This is a genomic window from Streptomyces coeruleofuscus (genome assembly GCF_039532725.1).
Lineage (GTDB): Bacteria > Actinomycetota > Actinomycetes > Streptomycetales > Streptomycetaceae > Streptomyces > Streptomyces coeruleofuscus.
Window position 1 is genome coordinate 338,672 of sequence record NZ_BAAASE010000002.1, and the last position, 22,077, is coordinate 360,748.

The 22,077-nt window shown below is 72.4% G+C and carries 13 protein-coding genes; 7 read left to right on the top strand and 6 right to left on the bottom strand.

Annotated elements, in window-relative coordinates; genetic code table 11:
- Positions 1 to 20 precede the first annotated feature (20 nt).
- A complete protein-coding gene (locus tag ABFX81_RS08680; RefSeq protein ID WP_086853785.1) occupies positions 21 to 1,580 on the bottom strand; it encodes a phage tail sheath subtilisin-like domain-containing protein in 1,560 nt (519 codons plus the stop codon).
- A 247-nt stretch (positions 1,581 to 1,827) separates the two neighbouring features.
- Between ABFX81_RS08680 and ABFX81_RS08685 the strand changes: the two genes are divergently transcribed.
- Positions 1,828 to 3,513, top strand: a complete 1,686-nt coding sequence (locus tag ABFX81_RS08685) for an eCIS core domain-containing protein (protein ID WP_086853783.1) — start codon at positions 1,828 to 1,830, stop codon at positions 3,511 to 3,513.
- Here the strand turns inward: ABFX81_RS08685 and ABFX81_RS08690 are convergent, their stop codons facing one another.
- From ABFX81_RS08690 to ABFX81_RS08705, 4 genes are all read right to left on the bottom strand, one after another.
- A complete protein-coding gene (locus tag ABFX81_RS08690; protein ID WP_428837149.1) occupies positions 3,514 to 5,628 on the bottom strand; it encodes an ATP-binding protein in 2,115 nt (704 codons plus the stop codon).
- 149 nt (positions 5,629 to 5,777) lie between these two features.
- Positions 5,778 to 6,485 carry a Pvc16 family protein gene (locus ABFX81_RS08695; protein ID WP_086853781.1) on the bottom strand — a complete coding sequence of 236 codons (708 nt, stop codon included), beginning with the start codon at positions 6,483 to 6,485 and terminating at the stop codon, positions 5,778 to 5,780.
- Positions 6,482 to 9,721 carry a hypothetical protein gene (locus ABFX81_RS08700; protein WP_346137864.1) on the bottom strand — a complete coding sequence of 1,080 codons (3,240 nt, stop codon included), beginning with the start codon at positions 9,719 to 9,721 and terminating at the stop codon, positions 6,482 to 6,484. The genes ABFX81_RS08695 and ABFX81_RS08700 overlap by 4 nt, the downstream gene beginning before the upstream one ends.
- Positions 9,722 to 9,910: 189 nt before the next feature.
- A complete protein-coding gene (locus ABFX81_RS08705; protein WP_346137988.1) occupies positions 9,911 to 10,582 on the bottom strand; it encodes a helix-turn-helix transcriptional regulator in 672 nt (223 codons plus the stop codon).
- Positions 10,583 to 10,832: 250 nt separating this feature from the next.
- Here ABFX81_RS08705 and ABFX81_RS08710 point away from each other — a divergent pair, with 250 nt between their 5' ends.
- Positions 10,833 to 12,206, top strand: coding sequence for a hydrolytic protein (locus ABFX81_RS08710; protein WP_086847802.1), 1,374 nt, complete (start codon positions 10,833 to 10,835; stop codon positions 12,204 to 12,206).
- A gap of 117 nt (positions 12,207 to 12,323) precedes the next feature.
- On the opposite strand, the gene ABFX81_RS08715 is transcribed toward ABFX81_RS08710, so the two are convergent.
- Positions 12,324 to 13,352 carry a hypothetical protein gene (locus ABFX81_RS08715; protein ID WP_346137865.1) on the bottom strand — a complete coding sequence of 343 codons (1,029 nt, stop codon included), beginning with the start codon at positions 13,350 to 13,352 and terminating at the stop codon, positions 12,324 to 12,326.
- Between the two features lie 226 nt (positions 13,353 to 13,578).
- On the opposite strand from ABFX81_RS08715, the gene ABFX81_RS08720 reads away from it, so the two are divergent.
- Genes ABFX81_RS08720 through ABFX81_RS08740 form a run of 5 tightly spaced genes read left to right on the top strand, consistent with a single transcriptional unit; the run spans position 13,579 to position 21,939 of the window.
- Complete coding sequence (locus tag ABFX81_RS08720; RefSeq protein ID WP_346137866.1) at positions 13,579 to 14,820, top strand: hypothetical protein; 1,242 nt, start codon at positions 13,579 to 13,581, stop codon at positions 14,818 to 14,820.
- Positions 14,821 to 14,863: 43 nt separating this feature from the next.
- Complete coding sequence (locus ABFX81_RS08725) at positions 14,864 to 16,132, top strand: TIR domain-containing protein (protein ID WP_086847796.1); 1,269 nt, start codon at positions 14,864 to 14,866, stop codon at positions 16,130 to 16,132.
- Positions 16,133 to 16,140: 8 nt separating this feature from the next.
- A complete protein-coding gene (locus tag ABFX81_RS08730) occupies positions 16,141 to 17,064 on the top strand; it encodes an AAA family ATPase (protein WP_086847794.1) in 924 nt (307 codons plus the stop codon).
- Positions 17,065 to 17,068: 4 nt separating this feature from the next.
- Positions 17,069 to 18,034: a hypothetical protein gene (locus tag ABFX81_RS08735; RefSeq protein WP_086847792.1), complete on the top strand. Its 966-nt coding sequence runs from the start codon at positions 17,069 to 17,071 to the stop codon at positions 18,032 to 18,034.
- Positions 18,031 to 21,939 (top strand): hypothetical protein, encoded by a 3,909-nt coding sequence (locus tag ABFX81_RS08740; protein ID WP_086847790.1) that lies wholly within the window; start codon positions 18,031 to 18,033, stop codon positions 21,937 to 21,939. Before ABFX81_RS08735 ends, ABFX81_RS08740 begins: the two co-directional genes overlap by 4 nt.
- Positions 21,940 to 22,077 lie beyond the last annotated feature (138 nt).

Genomic DNA, 22,077 nt, shown 5'->3' on the forward strand with positions numbered 1-22,077 from the left:
TCCCTTGCTGAACCCGCGGGTCACTCGTCGATGAGGCTGGTGCTGTCGGAGAACTGGGCCAGCCGGAACACCACGAACTCCGCGGGCTTGACCGGCGAGACGCCGATCTCGCAGACGACCCGGCCCTGGTCGATGGACTCCTGAGGGTTGTTGTCGCGGTCGCACTTCACGTAGAACGCCTCTTCGGCGGTGCGGCCGAACAGCGCGCCCCTGCGCCACTCCTCGGTGAGGAACGCCGTGACGTTGCGCCGGATGCTCGACCAGAGCCGGTCGTCGTTCGGCTCGAAGACCACCCACTGGGTGCCCAGGAGGATCGATTCCTCCAGGTAGTTGAACAGGCGGCGCACGTTCAGGTAGCGCCAGGCCGGGTCGGAGGAGAGGGTGCGGGCTCCCCACACCCGGATGCCCCGGCCGGGGAAGGCCCGTACGCAGTTCACGCCGATCGGGTTCAGCAGGTCCTGCTCGCCCTTGCTGAGCCGCAGCTCCAGGTCCACCGCACCGCGGATCACCTCGTTGGCGGGTGCCTTGTGCACGCCACGCTCGGCGTCGCTGCGCGCCCACACACCGGCGATGTGACCGCTCGGCGGGACGGTGGTGTTGCGTCCGGCGGCCGGGTCGAAGACCCGCACCCACGGGTAGTAGAGGGCGGCGTACCGGGAGTCGTAGCCCGCCTCGTCGTTGCGCCAGGTGCGCACCTGCTGGGCGGAGAGCCCGGGCGGGGGGTCCAGGACGGCCACCCGGTCGCCCATCTGCTCGCAGTGCGAGATCACGGCGAGCTGCACGGTGCGCACGCCCTCGGCGTCGATGTCGCCGCGCTGGTAGGCGCTCATCAGGTCCGGCACCGCGACCATGGTGATCTCGTCGATGGTCTCCAGGCCGCCGAACCCGGTGCGGGCACCGGCGTCGCCGACGTACTCGGCCGGGTCGAGACGGGACACCTCGCCGGAGCCGGGCGCGGCGGGCGCGGCCGGGGCGTCGGCCAGCGTCACGGTCTGGTTGGCGGGCCTGCTCTGGTTGGCGCCCTGCTGCTCGGTGACCTCGATCAGCTTGGAGGCGCGGGCCTGGTTGACCAGGTAACCCTTGACGTTCTTGCGGGTGGACGCCTCGTACGTCTCCGCCACCTGGTCGCCCTGGCGGACCAGGACCTTGAAGCGGTCCTCCGGCGGGTTCTCGCCGCCGGCGTCGGTGATCTCCACCGACACGCCGGAGGCGCCCGACCGGGCCGCGACCAGGAAGCCGCCCAGCTCAGCCGGTTCCGCCGCCCTGGTCCCGCGTCGCCGGTCACTGCCGGCCGCCGGTGCGGAGGCGTCCTCGGAGGAGCCGCCGATCCGCACCACGTACGCGGCGCCACCGCCGTTGGCGAAGTACCCGTAGACCGCGTGGGCCAGGTACGTGCCCTCGGTGAAGCCGCCGAACTGCCGGGTGTACTGGTCCCAGCCGGTGACCAGCGTCGGCGTGTGGAACGGGCCGCTCTCGGCGAACCCGACGAACGCGGCGACGGCGGTGCCGACCCCTTCGATCGGTCGGGCACCGGACTGCACCTCCTCCACGTACACGCCCGGGGTGAGGTACGTCGGCATGCTCGCTCCTTCGCGTCCTTGCGGGTCAGTCACCTGTGTCCAGGCCGAGTCTGCGCGGCGGCCGCGCCGGGCGGCAGAGTCCCGGGGACCTGGACGGGGGCAAGGCCGCTGCCTCCCGCACTCCCCCGGGGCTGTCCGGACGTCACCCGGCTCTGCCCTCCCGCTGCCCGCGTGGACCTGGACGCCCCGTCGCCCGGCACGGTCCACTGAGGGCCGCGGCAGGGGTGCGCCGACGAGGAGGCAGCAGATGCGGACGTCCAGGGCGCACAGCGAGCAGGCCGAGACCCGGCAGCCGGCGCGCGGCCCGGCCACCGCCCGACGGGAGACACCCTCGGGCGGCGCCGTGCCGCCCCCGCTCACCGCCGACGCGCTTCGCGCGGCGCAGCGCGGCGCGGGCAACGCCGCGGTGACGGCCATGATCGCCCGCCGGGCACGCACCACGCCCGCCCCGGAGCAGCCGGACACCGGGGTGCGGGAGGTGCTGCGCTCGGCCGGCAAACCCCTCGGCGGACCGGTACGCCAGGAGATGGAGGCCCGGTTCGGGACCGACTTCTCCGGCGTGCGGCTGCACACCGGGGCCGCCGCCGCCCGCTCGGCCCGCGCCATCGGGGCGCGCGCCTACACCTCCGGCAGCCATGTCGTGATCGGCGACGGCGGCGGCGACAAGCACACCCTCGCCCACGAGCTCACCCATGTCGTGCAGCAGCGGGGCGGTCCGGTGTCGGGCAGGGACACCGGGCACGGGTTCGCGATGTCGGATCCGGATGACCGCTTCGAGCGGGCCGCGGAGGCCAACGCGCACAAGGTCATGTCCGGGCCGGCGCCGGACGTGCAGCGCCTGGCGGAGGACGGACCGGACACGACGGCGGGTGCGGCGGACACCGTGCAGCGGGCCAGCGCCACCGTGCTGGAGAACGCGGTGGTGACGCACTACCAGCCCAGCAAGGCCGGCGCCCCGCTCGCACAGAACCTGACCGTCCAGCGCCCCAGGACGGTGACCGGTCCCATCACGCCGACGGGCACGGCCGGCCGGGCGCAGGCGCCGAACCCGGTCGCGGTCAAGAGACTCCACGCGGCCTACCGGAGCCAGGTCGGCACGCGCGGGGCTCCCTCCGAGGCGCTGGTGTGGAAGGACCTGTTCGGCGGCGCGGGTTACGACCGCGGCCACGTGATGGGTCTTGAGGTGGGCGGCAGTGATGTCACCGAGAACATCGTCCCCCAGTGGTCGCTGAACCAGGGCACCGGTGTGTGGCGCCGGATGGAGCAGGAGATGGTGGCGGTCGGCGGGGGCAACCTCCGTTTCGAGGTGAGCTACGACACGTCGAGCGGCAACCACCGCCGGGTGATGGTCCCGAACAGGATCGACATCTACCTCAACAACGCCCTCAGCCGGACCTGGGAGAACGAGCCGGACATCAACGACCTGATCAGGGCGGGCCGGGACCCGAGCGACCTGGCGGAGTTCTACACGACGGTGAAGGACGGGCTGAACGGCCGGACGACGCTGACCGAGGACGAGATGCAGGAGTTCGCCCTGAGGGCGCTGGCCGGAGACCGGGCCACCTTCCTCGCGTACCGGGACTACGAGAACGACAGCGCCCAGGGCCAGACCCCCGGTGCCAGTACCGCCGACGCCCATGCGCAGGGAATGTCCCGCTCGGACATCCCCAAGGACCGCCGGGACAAGCTCATCGCCTCGTACATCGCCACGGGCTGGGTGACCAAGACCGGCGCCGGTCCCGCCACCACCTACACCCTGCACGACGTCCCGGCCCCCGCGTCCGACAGCGACAGCGAGTCGAGCAGCGACTCCGACGTCGCGATGTCCGACGGTTCCCAGCCCGCGTCGCCGGGACAGCCGTTCGCGACCATCCAGTTCGACTCGCAGGGCAGCAGCTCCGATTCGGACTACGACCCGATGCAGACCGACTGATCAGGCGCCGGTGGCCTCCGCCAGGTACGGACCGAACTCGCTCTCCAGGACCAGCCGTCCGAGCTTGCGGTACTCCTGCGCGACCGCCGTCACCACCTGCCGCATGGTGAGCGGCTCCCCGGACTCCGCAGCGAGGTAAGCCGCGGTCACCGCGCAGGCCCGGATCGAGCCGCCCGCCAGTTCGAAGCGGTCCGCGCAGAAGCCGAGGTCCAGGTCACCGGCCCGGGGCAGCCGGTCGCCCAGGCAGCGCTCCCACAGGGCGAGGCGCTGTCCGGAGTCGGGCACCGGGAAGTCCGCCACCACGTCCAGGCGGCGCGTGAACGCCTCGTCCAGGTTGGCCCGCAGGTTGGTGGTCAGCACCGCGATCCCGTCGAACGACTCCATGCGCTGGAGCAGGTACGCCGACTCGATGTTGGCGTGCCGGTCGTGCGCGTCCTTCACCTCCGAGCGCTTGCCGAAGATCGCGTCGGCCTCGTCGAAGAGCAGCACGGCGTTGACCGCCGACGCCTCGGTGAAGATCCGCTCCAGGTTCTTCTCGGTCTCCCCGACGTACTTGTCGACGACCGTGGACAGGTCCACCACGTACAGGTCCATGCCCAGGTCCGCCGCGACGACCTCGGCGGACATGGTCTTGCCGGTGCCCGACTCACCGGCGAACAGCGCGATCACGCCGCGCCCCCGGCCGCCGCCGGGCCGCATGCCCCACTGGCCGAGCACCTGATCGCGGTGACGGGCACGCAGCGCGAGTTCGCGCAGCCGCCGGTGGGTGGGCGGCGGGAGCACCAGGTCGTCCCAGCCGACCTGCGGCTCCACCCGGCGGGCGAGCCGGTCGAGCCCCGCGCCGTTCTGGGCACGCACGGCGGTCCGCAGGTCGTCGGGTCGGACCGGCCGGCCCGCGAGGGCGGCCGTGCGCACCGCCACGTCGGCGGCGCGGCGCAACTGCCCGGAGTCCAGGCGGTGTGCGGCGACCGCCCGGGCGAGCGCCTCGGCGTCACCGGTCACGGAGCCGTCACCGGCGGCACCGGCGGCCCGGTCGAGCGCGTGCCGCCAGCGCGCGGCCTGCCGTTCGGGAGAAGGCCCCGGCACGGTCAGGACGACGGGACTGTCGGCCGCCCACGCCGGATCCCAGCCGACGGCGCCGTGCGTGACCAGCGGGATCCCCCGCAGCGCCGCGCACAACGCCCGCAGTGTCCGGGCCCGTTCGACGGGTTCCCCGGGCAGCGCCTCCAGGGGACCCAGGACGATCCCGGCACCGGTCAGGCGGGCTTCGAGCGCGGCCGCCCGGGCGAGTTCCGGTACGTCGCCGGAACGCCGGGCGAGCGCGACCGCGTCCAGGACGAGCGGGTGCGGCCCGGCCGCGCGCAGGGCTGCGACGGCCAGGCCCTCGGCATCGCCGCCCCGGCCGCGCAGGTGGACGAGGCCGACGCCGGTCCCGGCCGCGGCCGCCGTCCGCCGGACCTCCGCGGCCTCGGCGGTCGGGTCCTCGTGGGCCTCGCCGAGCACCCCGGCGAGCCGGGCGTCGGGCCGCGCGCTGCCGAGCAGGTGCCCGGTGACCCGGTCGGGAACCACCAGCACCCGGGACAGCGGCGGCCGTTCCGGCTCGGTGACCTCGACCAGACCACCCGCGACCAGCGGCGCTCCGGGCGCGAGCCGGAATCGGGCGGATGCCGCCCCGGCGAGCCCGCACAGCTCCAGGGCGAGCCCGACCGTGGGCCGACGGCGCGTCAGGTCGTCGTTGAGGTAGCCGTAGAGCCGCTCGAACCGCGCGTCCAGGTCGGGCGCCACCGCGACCAGGAGCAGGTCCATGTCCAGCGAGGACAGACCGAACCGCCCGGCGAGTTTGTCGAGAACGGAACCGGCCGGCGGCTGCCAGGGGTCGTGGGCGGGTACGTCCAGGCCGCCCGGCTCGTCCAGGATGCGGGCCGCCGCCTCGGGGGTGAGGTACTGGCCCCGGTACGGGTCGTCGGGATCGGGGTCGCCGGCCCGCCGCACCGCCACCGCGAGCCGCACCCGCTCCTCGACCGCCCGAAGCCGCGTCCACAGGTGCTCCACGTCGGCGGGGGCGGCCCCGGCTTCGGGCCGAGCGGCGGCCTGGGCGGCGGTACGGGTGGTCAAGACGGGCTCCGTGGTGTGCTCCGGGGCCGCCGGGACTGCCTCGGCGGCGGGTCGGACAGCGGCTTCGGCAGCCACGGCGGCACCGGCTTCGCCGCCCACGACAGTTGCCGTGGCGCCTGGGCTGTCCGCGGCGGGTTCGGCGGTGTGCGTCACGGCTGGCGGTCCCCCCGGCGGCGGCGCCGGGCGGGGGCGGCCCCCCGTTCGCGCGGACCGGCGAAGCCCTCAGGGCCCGGATCGCTGGTCTCCAGGTAGCGCAGCCGGCGTCCCGGCTCCGCTTCCGCGCCCTCGCGCCGGGCGGCGGAGCGCACGACGAGGCCTTCGGTGACCGGCGGTGCGACGGCCGTGGTCACCCCGGCGAGCGGTGCCCGCACCCGCACCCCCAGTGACGCCTTCAGCTCCCCGCCGAGCGCCGACCACACATCGGCGGCGGCCGGTGCGTCGGCCGCCGCCCCGGCGGTGTCCAGTCCCACGGTCAGGCCGAGCTCGGCGAGCGTGCCGGTGAGCAGCCGCGCGGGCAGTGTGTCGGTGGCCACCAGGCAGGCGAGCACCTGCGACAGCAGCCGGTGTTCGTCCTGCGGCCGGCTCGCCCACGCCGTGACCAGATACGTCAGCTCGAACCAGCGGGGCGGGGTGCGCCGGGCCACGAGGTTCCCCTCCTCGTCGTACACCTCCCCGGCGCCGCTGCCGCGCCGGACGGCGTCCTCGCGGATGTCGTACAGGAAGACACAGACCGTCGGGGCGCTGCGGCGCGCGGCCCAGTCCCGGGTGGGGGCGTCGAAGACCACGTCGACACCCGATGCCTCCAGGCCGGACTCGCCGAGCAGGCGGCGCAGCCCCTCGTCGACCTCGTGGATCATCGGCGGGTCACCGTGTCCGGCGGTTGCACGCTGCCGCTGACCACCAGGAAGCCGGTCTTCACCGGTGAGAACCCGGGGCCCCTGGCGGTGATGACACGCGGACCGGTCTGGTCCTTGGCGAGGATGAGGAGCTGGCCGATGAACGTGCCGTCCGGCCTCGGCACGGTCGGCGCCGCCGCAGCGGTGATCCCCGGCTTCCAGGCGAACCGCACCGGCACTCCCGGCGGGAAGTCCTTGCCGCGCACGGAGGTGACGAAGCCGGGCTTGCCGATGTCCGGCACCGCGACGATGCGCGGCTGGAGGATGCGCAGCCGCTGCCGGGCGGTGTTGTCGCTCCGGTCGGCGTCCGTCCCGGTGGTGGTGAGCTCGCCGGTGACGCGGCCGGTCAGCGCCTTGTCGGGACTGAGGACGACCCGCACGACGGTGCTCGCGCCCGGGTCGAGGTCCGGCAGCGCGCACACCCAGGAGCGGTCACAGCCCGGCGGCGGCCCGCTGTCCGGGATGCCCTCAGGCAGGCCGATGCGCAGCCGCAGCCCGGTCGCCAGCGCGTTGCGGCCGTTGCGCACGGTGTACGTCACCACGACGCGTCCGCCGACGTAGCCGGGGTTGGGCCGGGCCGTGACGCGCACCCCGGGGCCGGCCCGGGGCGCGTCGGGCTCGGGGGGAACGGTGGTGGGCGGCGCGGGCCGGGGCGGGGCGGGCGCGGGCGGCGGCGCCGCGGAGGTGGGCGGGCGGGAGGGGGGCCGCGGAGAGGCGGGAGGCTCGGGGGCGGGCGGCGGTGTCGTCGGGGGCTGGGCGGCCTCGCGCACCGGCACCACGGTCCGGCCGGCGTTGTCGCTGGGCCGCGGATCCAGAACGGTACCGGTGACCGACCAGTCGACCGGCGCCTCGCCGGGGGTGACCCCGGTGAGGGTGACGTCCACCGGAACCGCGGTGCCGGGCGGCACCACGCCGACGTCGCACTGGAGGGAGGCGGCATCGCAGGTGCCCCCGGGCCGGGTCAGCCGCGTGATCCGCACGCCGGACGGCGGGGCGACGGTCAGCCGGGTGCCGGGCGAGGCGGCGGGGCCGTTGTTCACGACGTCGACCCGGACCGTGGTGGAACGGCCGACGGTGACCTCGTCGGCGGTGCCGGGTGCCCGGACCGCCAGGTCCACGGACTGCTGGACGCTGGGTTCCTTCTGCCGGCCCGGGAGACCGGTGGTGAGGGGGGTGAGGTCGCCGGACGCGATGTCCAGGACGCGCAGTTTCTCGGGGCTGTTGACCGCGGCTCCGGCGCGGGAGCTGAACACCAGGCCCGTGCCGTCGGCCGTCCAGGCGGCGTCCCGCGGCTGGTGCGGGCCGGTGGCCGAGGTGTCCGGCAGCTCCCGGCCGCAGGCGCCGGGCAGGTCCCGGGCCGCGGCGGGCAGCAGCACCCGGCAGTCGTCGCCCGACACGGACGTCAGGAGGATGCCGTTGCGTTCGTCGATCCGGCCGCCGCCGTTCTTGCGGTTGAAGGCGATGCTCCGCCCGTCCGGGGAGAACGCCGGACTGTCGTCGATGACCTCGCAGTCGCCCGGGCAGTTCGCGGCGCTCAGGTCGCGCTGCCGGCCCAGGTCGTCCACCGGCACGGTCCAGATGTGCTTGTTGCCGCCGCCCCCGTCGATCACCTGGTTGCGGGTGAAGGCCAGGGTGGTGCCGTCGGAGGACCAGGTGGGCTGGGCGTCCTGGCCCCGGAGCTGACCGGCCGGCGGGATGATCTCACCGGTGAGCGCGCCGGTGGCCACGTCCGCGATGAGGATGCGGCTGGGTCCCGCGGCCTCGCCGACGCCGCCCGGCGAAGTCCGGGTGAAGGCGAGGAATTTGCCGTCCGGGGAGAACGTGGGGTCGGTGTCCCAGTCCTTCGGGCCGCGCCCCGCGAGCGGCAGGGGCGCCGCGTTGGAGCCGTCGGCGTCCGCCATCCAGATCCGCTCGATACGGCCGTCGGCGGTGTCCTCGAAGCGGGTCACCACGATCCGGCGGCCGTCCGGCGTGTAGTTCTGCCGCTCGGTCCACGGGTCGTAGCCGGAGGCGGGCTGGAACAGCGGGTCCTTGGCGGGATCGGTGTTGGTGCCGGCCGCCGGGTCCTCCTTCAGGATCGTCAGCCCCAGGTCGCGGGGGTCGGCCCCGTCCGAACGGACGTCCTGGAGTGTCACCGCGTGCGGCCCGGACGCCGAGGTGCGCTCCACCACCACACCGCCGCCGTCGAGCGGGCCGAGCCAGGTGGGCGAGAGGACCTCCCGGTTCTCGTTGAGCACCAGCGAAGGGACCCGGTCGGAGTGCGCGGTCGTCCGGAACACGTGGTCCCAGTCGCCCTCGCACTCACAGGTGATCTCGGGGCTCAGGAACACCAGCCCGTCCCCGTCGGGCAGCCACGATGCCCCGTGGGCGCGCCACTGTGCCTGCGCTCCCCCGAGCAGCGGTTCGTCACCGGTCCCGTCCGCGTGCGCCACTCGCAGCCGGGGCACGCTCCGCCCGTCGACGGTGGTCGTGGCGGTGTACGCGATCCAGTTCCGGTTCTGGTCGTCGTTCACGGGGTTCCACGCCGGTTCGGTGGCCGCGCCGTTCACCGGGTCGGTGACCCGGGTGGCGGTGCCGCCGGCCAAGGCCCGTACGTAGATCTGCTGTCCGGCCGACGGATCGCTGTCGCTGGAGTACGCCAGCCGCCGCCCGTCCGGGGACACCGTCGGGCACTCCTCGTCCGAGGGGGTGTCGGTCAGCCGTGTCAGGCCGGTGCCATCGGTGCGCACCAGCCACAGGTCGCGCTGCGTCCCGCCGTCCGGGCCGCCGGATTCGGCCGAGTCGAACACCACGGCCCGGCCGTCCGGCGTCAGCCGGGGGTGCGCGGCGTCCATGCCGCTGGTGAGACGGCGTACGGAACCGTCGGCGGACCGCAGGTAGATCTGGGGGGTCTTCTCGTCGCGGCGGCTCGCGAAGACCAGCCGGTCGCCGAGGGCGGACGGCTGGACGTCGAAGTGGGCCGGGCCCGCACCGAACAGCGGTGTGCTGGAGGTGGTGGTGGAGACCTCGCCGAGACTGCGGTGCCGGGTGCCGGCGTACGCGACCCGGGTGTCCGCGGCGTCGGCCACGCGTGGCCGGGAGGGCTCGGCGCTGCCCTGCCCGGAGGCCGCCGTCACCCCGAGCATCGGGATCAGCAGCAGCAACGACGTGCCGAGCCTCCCCAGGCGGTACCGCCCGCCGGGCCCAGCGGTTCCCATAGGGTCCCCCTCGCGTTCTGGTGCGGCATCCGGATGTGCCCCGCCCACCCTGCGCCGCGGCGCGCGCGGCGCGGCAGGGCGGCGGGGCCACATGCGGGGGAAGCGGGCGGTGTGCTTTCGGGCAGTGCCGGTTTCCCGGCCACGCCTCGGCAGCCCGTCGGATCATCCCGTCGGACGCGGTCCGGTCCGTCAGATCAGCCCGTTGCGCAGGGCGTAACCGACCGCGTGGGCCCGGTTGCGCAGTTGCAGCCGCGTGATGACCTCGTGCAGCACGTTCTTGACGGTCCGTTCGGAGTACGCGGTCTTGCGGGCGATCTCCGCGGTGTCCAGGCCCTCCGACACCATGCGCAGCATGTCCGCCTCACGCGTGGTCAGCGTGGACAGGGAAAGGCCCCGTGGGTCGAGCGCCGAGCGCTGGAGGCTGCCCACGTGGGTGAGCAGCTTGCCGAGCAGATCGCCGGGGAGCACGCCCTCACCGTTGGCTATGGCCAGGACCAGGTGCAGGAGTTGGTCCTGGCCGGCCTCGGCGCGGCGCAGCACCGCCGCGACACCGCACTCGATGACGCGTTGCAGTGAGCCGGAGCCGAGGGTGGCGACCACCAGGCCCGTGCGGGTGGCGGTGTTGTGCCGCAGCCGGTGCAGCAGGGCTGCGACGTCGTCGTCGACATGGTCCACGACCACGAGCGAGACCTGGGCCAGCTCCGCGTCGGCGTCGGCGAGCAGCTCGACCTCCGGGCGCTGGCGTAACTGCTGGACGACGCCGAGGCGCAGGACCGGATCAGCGGCGTAGACGGCCACGGTCACGCGGTCCTGGCGATCGGGGCGAGAGGTCCTGTGCATGGCCCAGGCCGAGGCGGGCATGCGTGAGGTGGTGACGGAAACGGCCGGTCCGGTCTTCTCTGTGGACATAAGGGCATACCTGTTTCATGTGTTCTCGGGGGATGATGCGGGCGCGGGGCGACCGCCGGAAGGCGGCGCACGCGAGGTGATGGGCCGTGCCGACGGCTCACCGACGCGGGGAGATCGTCCTTGACCTCCGGGGCACCGTGGCTGCCCGGGCGTTGCCCTCGTGCTTCTCGTGACGGCCCGGACGCGGTCCTACGGTGGCGGCGTGACGCCTTCTGCAGCCTCTTCCAGTCCCGGCGCGCCGGGCCTCGACATTCCGGAAGCGACCGTGGCGCCGGGAGGCACGGCCACGACCAGTCTGACGGTCCGCAACGACAGCGACATCGTCGAGGCGTACACCCTGGAGGTCGTCGGGGACTGCGCCGCCTGGGCCACCGTGGACCCGCCGAGGGTCTCTCTCTATCCGGGCACCTCCGAAACGGTGACGGTCCGTCTGGAGCCGCCGCGTTCTCCGGAGGTCCGGGCCGGTGAGATGCCCCTCGGCGTGCGGGTCCTGCCGGCCGAGCACCCCGAGGCGGTGCGGGTTCTCGAAACCACCGTGCATGTCGAGGAGTTCCACGAGCTGCGCACCGAGCTGGCCCCACGCCGCCGGCGCGGCTGGCTGCGCGGCCGGTACCGGCTGGCGGTGCGCAACCAGGGCAACACCCCGGTGCAGGTGGGCTTCACCCCCGGGCAGGCCGGTGAGGAGCTGGCGTTCGCCTTCAGCCCGGCGGAGCCGAAGCTGGAGCCCGGCGAGTCGGCGGAGGTCGGCCTGCGGGTCCGCACGGGCAAGCCCGTGTGGTTCGGCGCCCCCGTGGTGTGGCCGTTCACCGTGGACACCGCCGAATCCGGTGACGAGGAGGAGACGCAACCGGACGCGAGCGCCGTCCGGGCGCCGCTGGACGCGGAGTTCGTCCAGATCCCGGTCTTCCCGAAGTGGCTGCTCGCGGTGCTCGCGGTGCTGATCGCGCTGTTGCTCGCCTGGTTCACACTGGTACGCCCCGCGGTACGCAGCGCCGCCAAGGAAGCGGCGACCGAGGCGGTCCAGCCGCGTCCCACGCTGCCCGGGGAACAGGCCGGACAGTCTCCGGGCGCCGGTTCCGGCGCCGGTTCGGGCGCCCAGCCCGGCGGCCAGGGGTCGGGCGCGCCGTCCGGAGCGGGTGGTGAAGGCACTTCGACCGGCGCCGGCGCGTCGGCCGGTGACGGCACATCGATCGGTGGAGGCACCTCGACCGGTGGCGGTCAGCAGAGCTCGGCGACCATCGATCTGCAGACGTCCGGCGGAGAGACGAAGGCCGGTACCTACCGGGTGCCCGAGGGCAGTGTCTTCGGTGTGACGGACATCGTTGTTGCCAACTTCCAGGGCGACGAGGGGGTGTTGACGATCTCCTTCGGCGACCGCAAGATCACCACGATCGCGCTGGAGACCTTCCGCAACCAGGACTATCACTGGGTGACCCCCATCAAGATCCCTGAGAACGACACCGTGACCGTCGAAGTGACCTGCGACAAGCCGGGCACACCGGCCACCGGCCGCCGGGCGCAGGGGTGCCACGAGGTCCTGAATGTGAGCGGTGTGCTCAGCCGCACCCAGAGGTGAAGCACGCACCACGGTTCCCACACATTGTCGATCAGTCTTGGCGTCTTCTGTAAGACTTGGATCTTGTTCCGTCCGGAAATCGATAACTCGGGACCAAAAAGACACCCGGCCCCAGGGTTACACCGCGCACTCCGCGAGTTCCCTCCACAGGTCCAGCTTGGGTGCCTCCGACTTGTACGAGTTACCGGGGCGGCCATGTTCCGGGTGGAGTTCTCTGTAGTGAGCCACCAGCGACTCCGCTGCCCGAACCGTGCGGACGGGCAGTTCACGCTCGATCGCCCGGTCCCAGGGGAAGGCCGACCTGGTGTGCAGCGACAGCAGGGGGAGCCAGCGGCAGGCCTTCCAGCAGATCAGTTCCGGCGCGTACTCGATGAGATGGCCGTGTCCCTGCCGGGACTTCCTCGGCAGCGCAGCCAGCGCCGAACGAGCCGTCCGCCACGCCTCGACGGCACGCATCACACCCACCGGGCTCATCCGCCCGTGGAAGACACTTCGGTAGACCGCGGAGGTGCGGTCGCCCCACAGGGCTTCCTGGCCTTCCGGAGTGGCGGCCAGGTGCGCCGCAGTCGGTAGCGGATCGTCCGACAGACAGGCCAGGGCGGATGTCACCTCGGCCATGGAAAACCGAGATCCCTGAGGTCCCCCGGTTACGCCCCGACGGGGATCGAAGTCGCCCTTCTCCCAGTCGCCCGCCATCAGGCGGCGGATGTTCGGGCAGCGGATCAACCCGTCCTGGGCGGTGGCCCCGTTGCGGTAGCGGTCCTCGATGTCGCAGGCCTGACGGGCGCGGTCCCGCTCGTGGCCGCAGCGGATCTCCAGGCGGATCACGGCACGCCGCAAGTGCTCGCGGGAGAGCCGGCCCCTCATATCGGCGATGACCCTCAACCGCTGGAGGCCGTCGATGCATTCGAGCCCGGCGACGAACAGAGTGTCGGCGAACAGTCGCGGACCGGGCTGGACCTCGACCGCTTCCGCGCCCAGCACGATCTGCCCGACGGCGCCGAAGTCCTCGGGCCGCTCCTCGAGCATCCGCGCCAGTTCCACGTTGGCCCCGGTTCCCCTGAGATAGCCGCGCTTGGCCGAGAGCCGGCGCGGAGCGTCGACTGAGGCGGCGAGCAGGTCGAGGTCGGCCGCGGTGACATCCACGGCCCAGCCACGGGTGAGCTGGGCGACCTGCAGGGGGCGAAGACTGACAGCGGGGTCAGCCGCGAGCAAGCGTTCGACGGATGAGTAGGTCCTGTTCACGACTGCTCAACGGTTGAGATTGCACAGCGTGACGGTCCGGGGTCGACCTGTTGTGGCGTTCCCCGGCCCGGTCCCGGTCGTCTTCGGTACCGTCACCCTCCGCGCCACAGAGGGGGGTAACGTGCGAATGTCGGTGCGGATATGGGTGGTCGTCGGCGCGAGCGTCGCCTTCTCGGCCTGGACCGCGGCGGCGGTGCTGAGCAGGGCGCCGGCTCTCGTCGTGTCTCTGCCGTTGGCCGGGACGAGCTGGCTGCTGGTCGTCCTGGACTGCGGATACCTGCTCGGACGGCAGTGGGCACACCGTCGCCGGCGCCGGGTCTCCCGGTCACGACGTGAGGCGTGGACCCCCGCCCCGGACATACGCCGGCCGATCGACTACCCGAACATTCTCCCGCGGCCGGCGGGCGACACCCCGGTGGACCAGCAGGGACGGTTCCGCGCGACCGGCATCCGTCTCGCCGTTCTGCCCGCACTCGCGGTGACGTGCCTGACCGTTCAGACCGTGTTCCTGGAGCACGGCGGCGACCTGGGCCTCGGTTTCGTCCTTGCCGAGTGCCTGCTCCTCGTCTCCATGGTCTGGACGGTATGGACCAGTCAGGAGCCGTCCCAGCCATGGGTCACCAGCCGGATCAGGGCCGAACTCTTCCGCCGCGAGATGTTCCTCCTCCTCGCAGCCGTCGGTCCCTATCTGGGGCGGACCGACCAGGAGGCCGGGCAGGTCCGCGATGCCCGGCTGAGCCTGCTCGCCGCCGCCGGCCCGGCCGAACTCAGCACGTTCACCCGGCTCTCCGACCGGGCCTCGGACGGCACGGAGAGGCACTGGCAGGACGCCGTCTGGCTGCGCGGGGACGACGGCGTGCCCGCCACCGACGCCGAGACCACCGAGCCGATGCGGACCTATCTCGACTACCGCATCAAGCGGCAGAGTCTGTTCTTCGAACTGGCCGCCGGTACCTGCGAACGTACCGAGGGCAAGCTCGGCAGGGCGGCCAAGGCCGCGGTCCTGGCGGCGGTCGCCGTCGCCGTCGCGTACGCCGTGCTCCTCCACTCGGGCCGGACCGGCGACGGTCCGTCGACGACCTCGGCGGTCATCGCCCTGCTCGCCGCGGGCCTCCCGCCCCTGTGCAACATGGCCCTGGCCGTACAGAACCTCTTCGCTTCGCAGCGCTTGGCGGCCTCCTACCGGGAGACCCGCCAGGAACTGCTCGGACACGAGCACACCCTGCGCCGTCTGCTCGTCGAACCCGCCGGCGCCGAACGCACCGTCCTCTTCCGCTCACTGGTCGTCCGGGTCGAGTCGACCCTCACCGAGGAACTGCGACGCTGGCGCATCATCGTCGCCAAGACCGAGTTCGACGCAGGTTTGTGAGACTTGCCCGCACCGTGACTGACGATGGATCACAATCGGCTGCGTGGGGGACGTCTTCATCAGTCACAGTGCGCGGGGCGACGCATTCGCCATGGCCGTACTCGAAAAGATCGAGGAAGGCCTGCGGGGCAAGACCCACACCCCGCTCGTGGACCAGTCGGGCATCGAACCGGGCGACGAGTGGCGGCCCCAGCTCGTCGACTGGCTCGCCCGCTGCGACGCGGCCGTCGTCCTCCTCAACGAGGCGGCCCTGCACTCCTCCTGGGTACGGCGCGAGGTCAACATCCTCATGTGGCGCAGGGCGCTCGGCGCGCCCCTGCTCGTGGTGCCCGTGCTGCTGGACGGCCTGACGACCGGAGCCGTGAAACAGGCGGGCCTGGAGGAACTCCGGCCGATCCAGTTCGCGCGCACCGCGCAGGGTACCGAGCCGGACGCCAAGATCCTCGCCGACAAGGTGCTGGGACGCTTCGCAAAACTACCCAAGGCTGCCGTGGGCACGGACCCGATGAGTGTCTGGCTCGGACGACTGGCCTTGTATCTGTCCGAGGCCCACAGACAGCCGGGCGTGCTGGCCGAGGCCGCTAGAGCGCTCAAGGTCGAGTCAGAGTTCCTCGCGCATGTCACCGCTCAGCACGGTGGCTGCCTCTTCCTCGCCCATCAGTTCCTCGTGGCCCCTCCTGAACGGATGGAGAAGGCCCTCGACGTACTCGCTCCGTCCCTTCAGGACCAGACCATCCGCCGGCTGACCAGCGCGCTGAACGCCACCTGGGTCGACGAGGAGGCCGCCCGCAGGGCTCTCCCGGCCCCGGGCAGACAGCCGCAGGAGATGACCCTCCTGCTCAACGCCTTTTCGAACAGCACGGCCGAACAGTACATACGCCGGGCCACGTGCAACGCCATCCACGGCTTCGAAACGAAGACGATCGGAAGCCTGCCCACGGGCGAGGACCGGGTCGGGGAACGGATCCGCACCTGGGAGGACGCAGTGTGGAAGGAGTTCTTCGACGCCGACTCCCAGGAGGAGCGGATGTTCCCGAACGACCTCGACACCCGGACCCACTACCTCGTCATCAACGAACTGTGTCCGCCCGACGCCGAGTTCGCCGAAGCCGTCAACCTGCTCCACCGTGCCTTCTCCTGGCTGATCGTCCTGGTGACCACCGGCACCGCGCCCCCTGACGACCAGGTCAGGAACGCCTTCAAGAACGCGGTGCTGCTGGAACCCCTGCTGACCGCGGAGGACGAGAAGACGGCAGCGCTCCGCAGCAAGCGTCTCAGACAACTGCCCGACCGTCTCGCCGGCCTGTGCTAGGAGCCCTCATGACCCGATTCGTCTCCCGTGGCCCGGATCCGCGGGACGGCAGGATCTACGTCCTGTCGCAGGAACTCCAGCTCGCGATCGACGTCGCTCTGGCCACCGACCGGCCGCTGCTGCTGAGCGGGGATCCGGGATCGGGCAAGTCCTCCCTGGCCCCGTTCTACGCTCGTGAGAAGCGCCTGCGGTACTACGAACACGTCGTCACCTCACGGACTCAGGCCACGGACCTGCTGTGGACGTTCGACAGTGTGCGCAGGCTGGGAGACGCCCAGGTGCACCGCGGCAGGCTGAACGACGGCGCCTACGTCAATCCCGGTGTCCTGTGGTGGTCGCTCGCCCCCGAGTCGGCCCGCACCCGTGGGGGCCTGCTCCAGGACGTCCACCGGCATGACCCGCTGAACCGGTTTCACCAGGAGCACTGGACGAGGGGGGCCGTCGTCCTCATCGACGAGATCGACAAGGCCGACCCGGACGTCCCGAACAGCCTGCTCGTACCGCTGGGCTCGCAGGAGTTCACCATCGCCGAGACCGGAACGACCGTCCGGCGCGAGCCGGATGTCGCCGCCCCGCTGATCATCATCACCACAAACGGGGAGCGGCAGCTCCCTCAGGCGTTTCTGCGTCGCTGTGTCACGTACACCCTGCCCGGTCCCTCCCCCGAGGACCTGGTGCGGATCGCCCGCCTGCATCTGGAACACGAGGGTGTGGCCTGGGACAACGAGACGCTCGATCTCGCCGTCGCACTGGCCGATGAGCTCATACACGTGCGGGAGAACGAGCGGCTCGGACGCGAGCGGCTGCCCAGTACCGCCGAGTACCTGGATGCCCTGCGCGCCTGCCGTGAGCTGAATGTCCGTCCGGGGCACCCGCAGTGGCCTTTGGTCCGCAGTCTGACGCTGGCCAAGTCCCCGCAACAGGACGGGTGACGCGATGCGTTCGCAGATCTGGGTGAGTGATGTCGTCCGTGCCCTGGAGATCGCGCGGACCGACGGCCAGCGGGCCCGGGTCCTGGAAATGCTGGGGTTCGTCCCGGGTGCCGCACCGGCCACGGGCCACGTCACGCCCTTCGCCGGCCCTGACGGGCCGCGAACGCCGGTCGAAGCCCCCCGTCGGGAACGGCGTCCGGAGCCCGCGCACGAGCCGACACCGAGTACCGCCGCGGAAGAGGAGACCCGGAACGTCGACGTGACGGAGGAACTGCCGTTGCTCCGGCCTGTCGCCCGCATCGAGGCGGTGGACACGCCACGTGAACCGGTGGAGCCACTCGCGCGACCGACGGCCGAACGGGTCCCGCTCCCGCATCTGCCGCTGTTCGTTCCCGGCTGGACCAGCGCCATCCTCAGAGCCATGGTCTCCAGGCGCGTGACCGAGGGCGCGGTGGACATCCCGGCGCTCATCGACTCACTCGCCCATGGGCGTCCGGTCGGCCGCCTGCCCCGCCTCCCCGTGCCCACGATGCGGTACGGAGTCCAGGTGCTGGTCGACCGAGGCCCGGGAATGCAGCCCTTCCGTCGCGACCAGAACGACCTCCTCGAACGCATCCGCGCGGTGGTCGGACCCTCGCTGGTCGAGGTGGGCTACTTCTCCGGCACCCCCCAGCGCGGCACCGGGCCCGGCGCACGCTGGACACGCACCGCCTACGTTCCCCCGGAGGCCGGCAGGCCCGTCCTGCTGCTGTCGGACCTCGGCCTGGGCGGACCGCCCGAGGACCCACAGCGCGGCGCCCGGCAGGACTGGGAGCACTTCGTCGGTCTCGTCACCCGGGCCGGGTGCGGCGTAGTCGCGCTCTCCCCGTATCCCCCGCGGCGCTGGCCACGGTGGATGACGAACTTGCTGCCCCTGGTGAGCTGGGACCGCACCACCACCGCGAGCCGGGCCGCGGTGAGGCTGCCGTGACCGGACCACCGGGGGAACTGCCGCCCCCACCGCCGGCCGGTGCGATCGAACTGGCCACCGTGCTGAGCTTCGCGACCCGCATGGAACCGGAACTGATCCGCGCGGTCAGGCTCCGGCTCCTGCCGCACCTGGACGTCGGTGCCGAGGCCGATCTCTGGTTCTGCGACTGGGTGGGCGCCCGCACGCCGGAGGCCATCGCGCTGCTCCCGGACTGTCTGCCCTACCTGCGCGCGGGGCTCGTGGACAAGCTGGAGAGCGAGCCACGGCTCCGGGAGGCCATGGGCATCGTCACCGAGTTCCACCGCGGCCTGTCGCCCGCACTGCTCCTCGAGGAACAGGTCACCTGGGACAGCCTCAGCGGTGACACCGAGAGCGCGACCCGGAACCTCAACCGGGCTCTGCACGCTCTGGTGCGAGAGGAGCGGTCCGGTCTGGCCGGCTGGTTCGCGGAGGCGTCGCGGCGGCTGCCCGCGGAGGCCCTCTCGACGGCCACCGCGTGGAGCCTCGCCCACGCGGCTCGCCCGCACGTTCCGTCTCTCGCCCCCGGCGCGGCGCCCGATCTCACCCTCACCACCGTGTCGTCCATCGCCTCGGTCCTTGGGGAAGCCCCGCTCGGCGTGCTGCGGGTGGGGGAGGCGCTGCTGCTGGGAAAGGTCCGGGGAAAGGACGCGGCGGCCGTCCTCGTCCCCGACACCTCGCCGCGGGTGGTCGAGGTCACCGCGGGCACCACCGTCCAGACGGTGCGGGTGGACGCGGCCGAGGTCGTCCGGGTCGTCGTGGGGACCGGCCCGGTCAATCTGCGCACCGGTGCGGGTGACGTCTACGTCATCGACGAACCCGCCCCGGCCACGCCGCAACCGGACGCGTCCGCGTACGAGGAGCTGAGTGACCTGATCGGGCCCGGGGTGGAACCCGAGATGGTGCCACGACTGACCCGGGTGATCCGGCTCCTGCTCGACCGGTCCCGCCGGACGGACGACCCCGAGGCCCTCCGCCAGGCCCTCACTCTCACGGAGCGTGCCCTCGACGCCGGATACGAACCGCGGGACTTCCCCGAACTCGGCTGCGAGGCCGCGGAGGCGCTGTATCTCCACGGTCTTCGTCTCGGCTCGCGAAAGTCACTCGAACGAACCGTCCGGGTCGCCCATCACATCACCGGCGCGCCCGCCCCGGAGCTGAGCATGCGAGCCGGTGCCCTCATCGGAGCCGCCCAGCGCGAACTCTTCTGCCACACGGGGGACCTCTCCCAGTTGCACCGGTCCGTGGACACCCTCAGGACCTGGACGGACCGGCTGCTGGGCGGCCCCGCCCCCGTCGGGCGCCTCGCCGCGGAGCTTCTCGACACCTACCTGCTCCTCCACGAGGTCCAGCCGCGCCAGAACTCGATGCGTCACGCTGTGGATCTCGCGCGCACCGCATTCGGGTCACCTGCCGACCAGGAGGCTTTCGCGCTGCCGCTCGCCCGGGTCTTCGTCGTCCGGTACGAGGCGGAAGGGCATCCGGCCGCTCTCGACCAGGCCGAACACTTGGCAGAGTCTGTCGCGTCCCCCGACGAACCCCGATCCGTACAGGCAGAGCGAGCGGCCGTTCTCGCCTCGGTGCACATGGCCCGCTTCTGGAGGGACGGTTCGCGGGAAGCCGTCGACGCGGCGCTGCGGCAGTGCCGCGCAGCCGTCAGGCTCAGTCCGGGGAGCCACAGGCTGTTCCGGGCCCGGTTGCAGCACGCACTGAGTGACGTCCTGCGGGTGCGCGCCGCCGTGCTGTCCGAGCCCGCGGATATCGACGAGGCGGTCACTCTCGCCGAACGGGCGGCCAGATCCCTGCCGAGCAGGTCTGTCTGGAGGATGGCGTCGCTCATCGGCCTGAACCGATGCCTGGTCGACCGATTCCGCCGGACCGGGGCCGTGCCGGCGCTGGACCGCGCCGTCGACGCCTCCCGGGAAGTCGTCTCCCGGTCCCGGCATGCCCCGGACCTGCCCTACCGGCACACAGCACTCATCCAGCAAGGCGAATGCCTGGTCCTGAGATACAAGGCGACCGGGGACAGCCCGTCGCTGAGCCAGGCCGTCGAAAGCCTCAGAGCGATCAGGGACGTCAGTCTCGCGCAGCGCGATGCCCGGAGCGACGCCTACGCCTCCGCCCTGCTCGAACTGCACACACTCGACTCGTCGCAGGCGGATCTCACCAGCGCCCTCTCGGAGTTGCACTCGCTGCTGCTCCACGACGACCTCGACCTCCGGTTCACCGGCCCGGAGTGGGTCTCCATCATTCTGGCCCAGGCCGCGTTCGTCTCCAGCATGCCGAACCAGTCGCACGCCTCCCTCCGCCGTGCGACCGACCAAGCGCAACAGGTCGCCGTCAGCCGGGACGTCCCCCCGTTGCAACGTCTCCGGGCCGGACTTATCTGGGGCAAGCTGGCGGTACGCCGCAACCGTCCCGAGGACGTCGTCCTCAGCTACGAGACCGTCACCGGCCTTGTCCCCCTGGTGCTGCTGGCGTCCGGCCAGGAGCACACGGACATCGTCAGGGCCTGGGAGGAGCTGAGCAGGGAGGCCGCCGCCCACGCGATCGAGGTGGGGGAGCCGGAACGCGCACTGGAGTTCCTGGAACAGCGCGGCGTTCTCCTGTCAGCCTGGCGTCAGGGCTCCCATGCGGAGGTGGACCGGCTGCGGGAAGCCGCACCGGCTCTCGTCGCGGAACTGCGTCGGGTGTGGGCGTTCCTCCATCTCGCCCCCAGGCCCATCGCATCGCGCACTCACCCGCGGCAGGACCCGGCTCCGGCCCGGCTGGACCAGCTCGTCGCGGCGGTGCGTGCCGTTCCCGGTTTCACGGACTTCCTCGCCCCCGTGCCCGCTGAACGGCTGGTGGCGGCCGCGAGCGAAGGTCCCGTCGTCGTGCTCAACGCCGCCGCCCACCGCTGCGACGCCCTGCTCGTGACCCGCCAGGGCGTGTCGGCGCTCCCGCTGCGCGAAGTGAGCCTGACAGCGCTGGGAGACAACTCGCACGGCTACCGGTTCGCGATGGGCCACGGCCCGCTGCCACCGGACGAACACGCGCTGTGGTCCGTACTCGACTGGCTGCGAGACAGAGTGGTGGGGCCGGTCCTCTCCGCTCTCGGGATGACCGCTCCCATCGGCTCCAGCCCCACAGCCTCGTCCGACGCCCTGCCACGAGTCTGGTGGTGTCCTACCGACCCGTTCACGATGCTGCCTCTCCACCTGGCGGGGCAGCGGTGGGACAACGCCATGGATTACGCGGTGCATTCCTACACCTCCAGCCTTCAGGCACTGACGGCCGCACGCCATCACGAGAGGTACGCGGGCCGCAAGCCCGTCCAGCCGATGCTGCTGGTCCTCGCGGAGGACGACCTGCCGCACGGGCGCAGGGAGATCGAAGCGATCCATCGGCGTGTCCCGCACGCCCAGGTCCTGCACGGCGCGCAGGCCACGGGTGCGAACGTCGCAGCGCAACTCAAGGAGCACCCCTTCTTCCACTTCGTCGGCCGTTCCCATCTCCACCTGGGTGTCCCACGACTGCGGTTCGGCGCCGAAGGCGGGCCCGGTCAGCAGCGCCTTCCCCTGCGTCCCGTCGCCGAGGGAGCACTGGCCTATCTCTCGGTCCGCGAGACGCAAGGCAGCGACCTGGTCTTCGACAGCGATGGATGGGCCTTGGCGACGTGCTTCCAGACCGCCGGCTTCGACCATGTGATCGGGCTGCCGGTATGGGGTGCGGACCCGGCCGCCGAGGACCTCTCGCGCGCGGTGTACGACCGGCTGCTGGCCCCGGACGGACGGCTTCACCCGGAGCGTTCGGCGCACGCCCTGCACCACGTCGTACGGACGGCGATCGCCGAATCCTCCGGCCGGGCGCTCGCCTTCGCCGCTGTCGTGCACCTCGGCCCTTGACCCCCCGGCAACGTGGAGCTCCTCTCTCGCCGAGGCCACTGCCCGGCCGAGCGGTGTCAGCCACTCTCCGTACGGCGATGCCCGGAGCGAGTGGCCCGGCCGGGGGGCGGCTCCTGGTGGTCCGCCCATGCGAGGATG

Bases quoted from the DNA above. Each gene is read 5' to 3' on its own strand.
- ABFX81_RS08680 (WP_086853785.1), bottom strand. From the start codon at position 1,580: ATGCCGACGTACCTCACCCCGGGCGTGTACGTGGAGGAGGTGCAGTCC.
- ABFX81_RS08685 (WP_086853783.1), top strand. From the start codon at position 1,828: ATGCGGACGTCCAGGGCGCACAGCGAGCAGGCCGAGACCCGGCAGCCG.
- ABFX81_RS08695 (WP_086853781.1), bottom strand. From the start codon at position 6,485: ATGATCCACGAGGTCGACGAGGGGCTGCGCCGCCTGCTCGGCGAGTCC.
- ABFX81_RS08700 (WP_346137864.1), bottom strand. From the start codon at position 9,721: ATGGGAACCGCTGGGCCCGGCGGGCGGTACCGCCTGGGGAGGCTCGGC.
- ABFX81_RS08705 (WP_346137988.1), bottom strand. From the start codon at position 10,582: ATGCCCGCCTCGGCCTGGGCCATGCACAGGACCTCTCGCCCCGATCGC.
- ABFX81_RS08720 (WP_346137866.1), top strand. From the start codon at position 13,579: ATGTCGGTGCGGATATGGGTGGTCGTCGGCGCGAGCGTCGCCTTCTCG.
- ABFX81_RS08730 (WP_086847794.1), top strand. From the start codon at position 16,141: ATGACCCGATTCGTCTCCCGTGGCCCGGATCCGCGGGACGGCAGGATC.
- ABFX81_RS08735 (WP_086847792.1), top strand. From the start codon at position 17,069: ATGCGTTCGCAGATCTGGGTGAGTGATGTCGTCCGTGCCCTGGAGATC.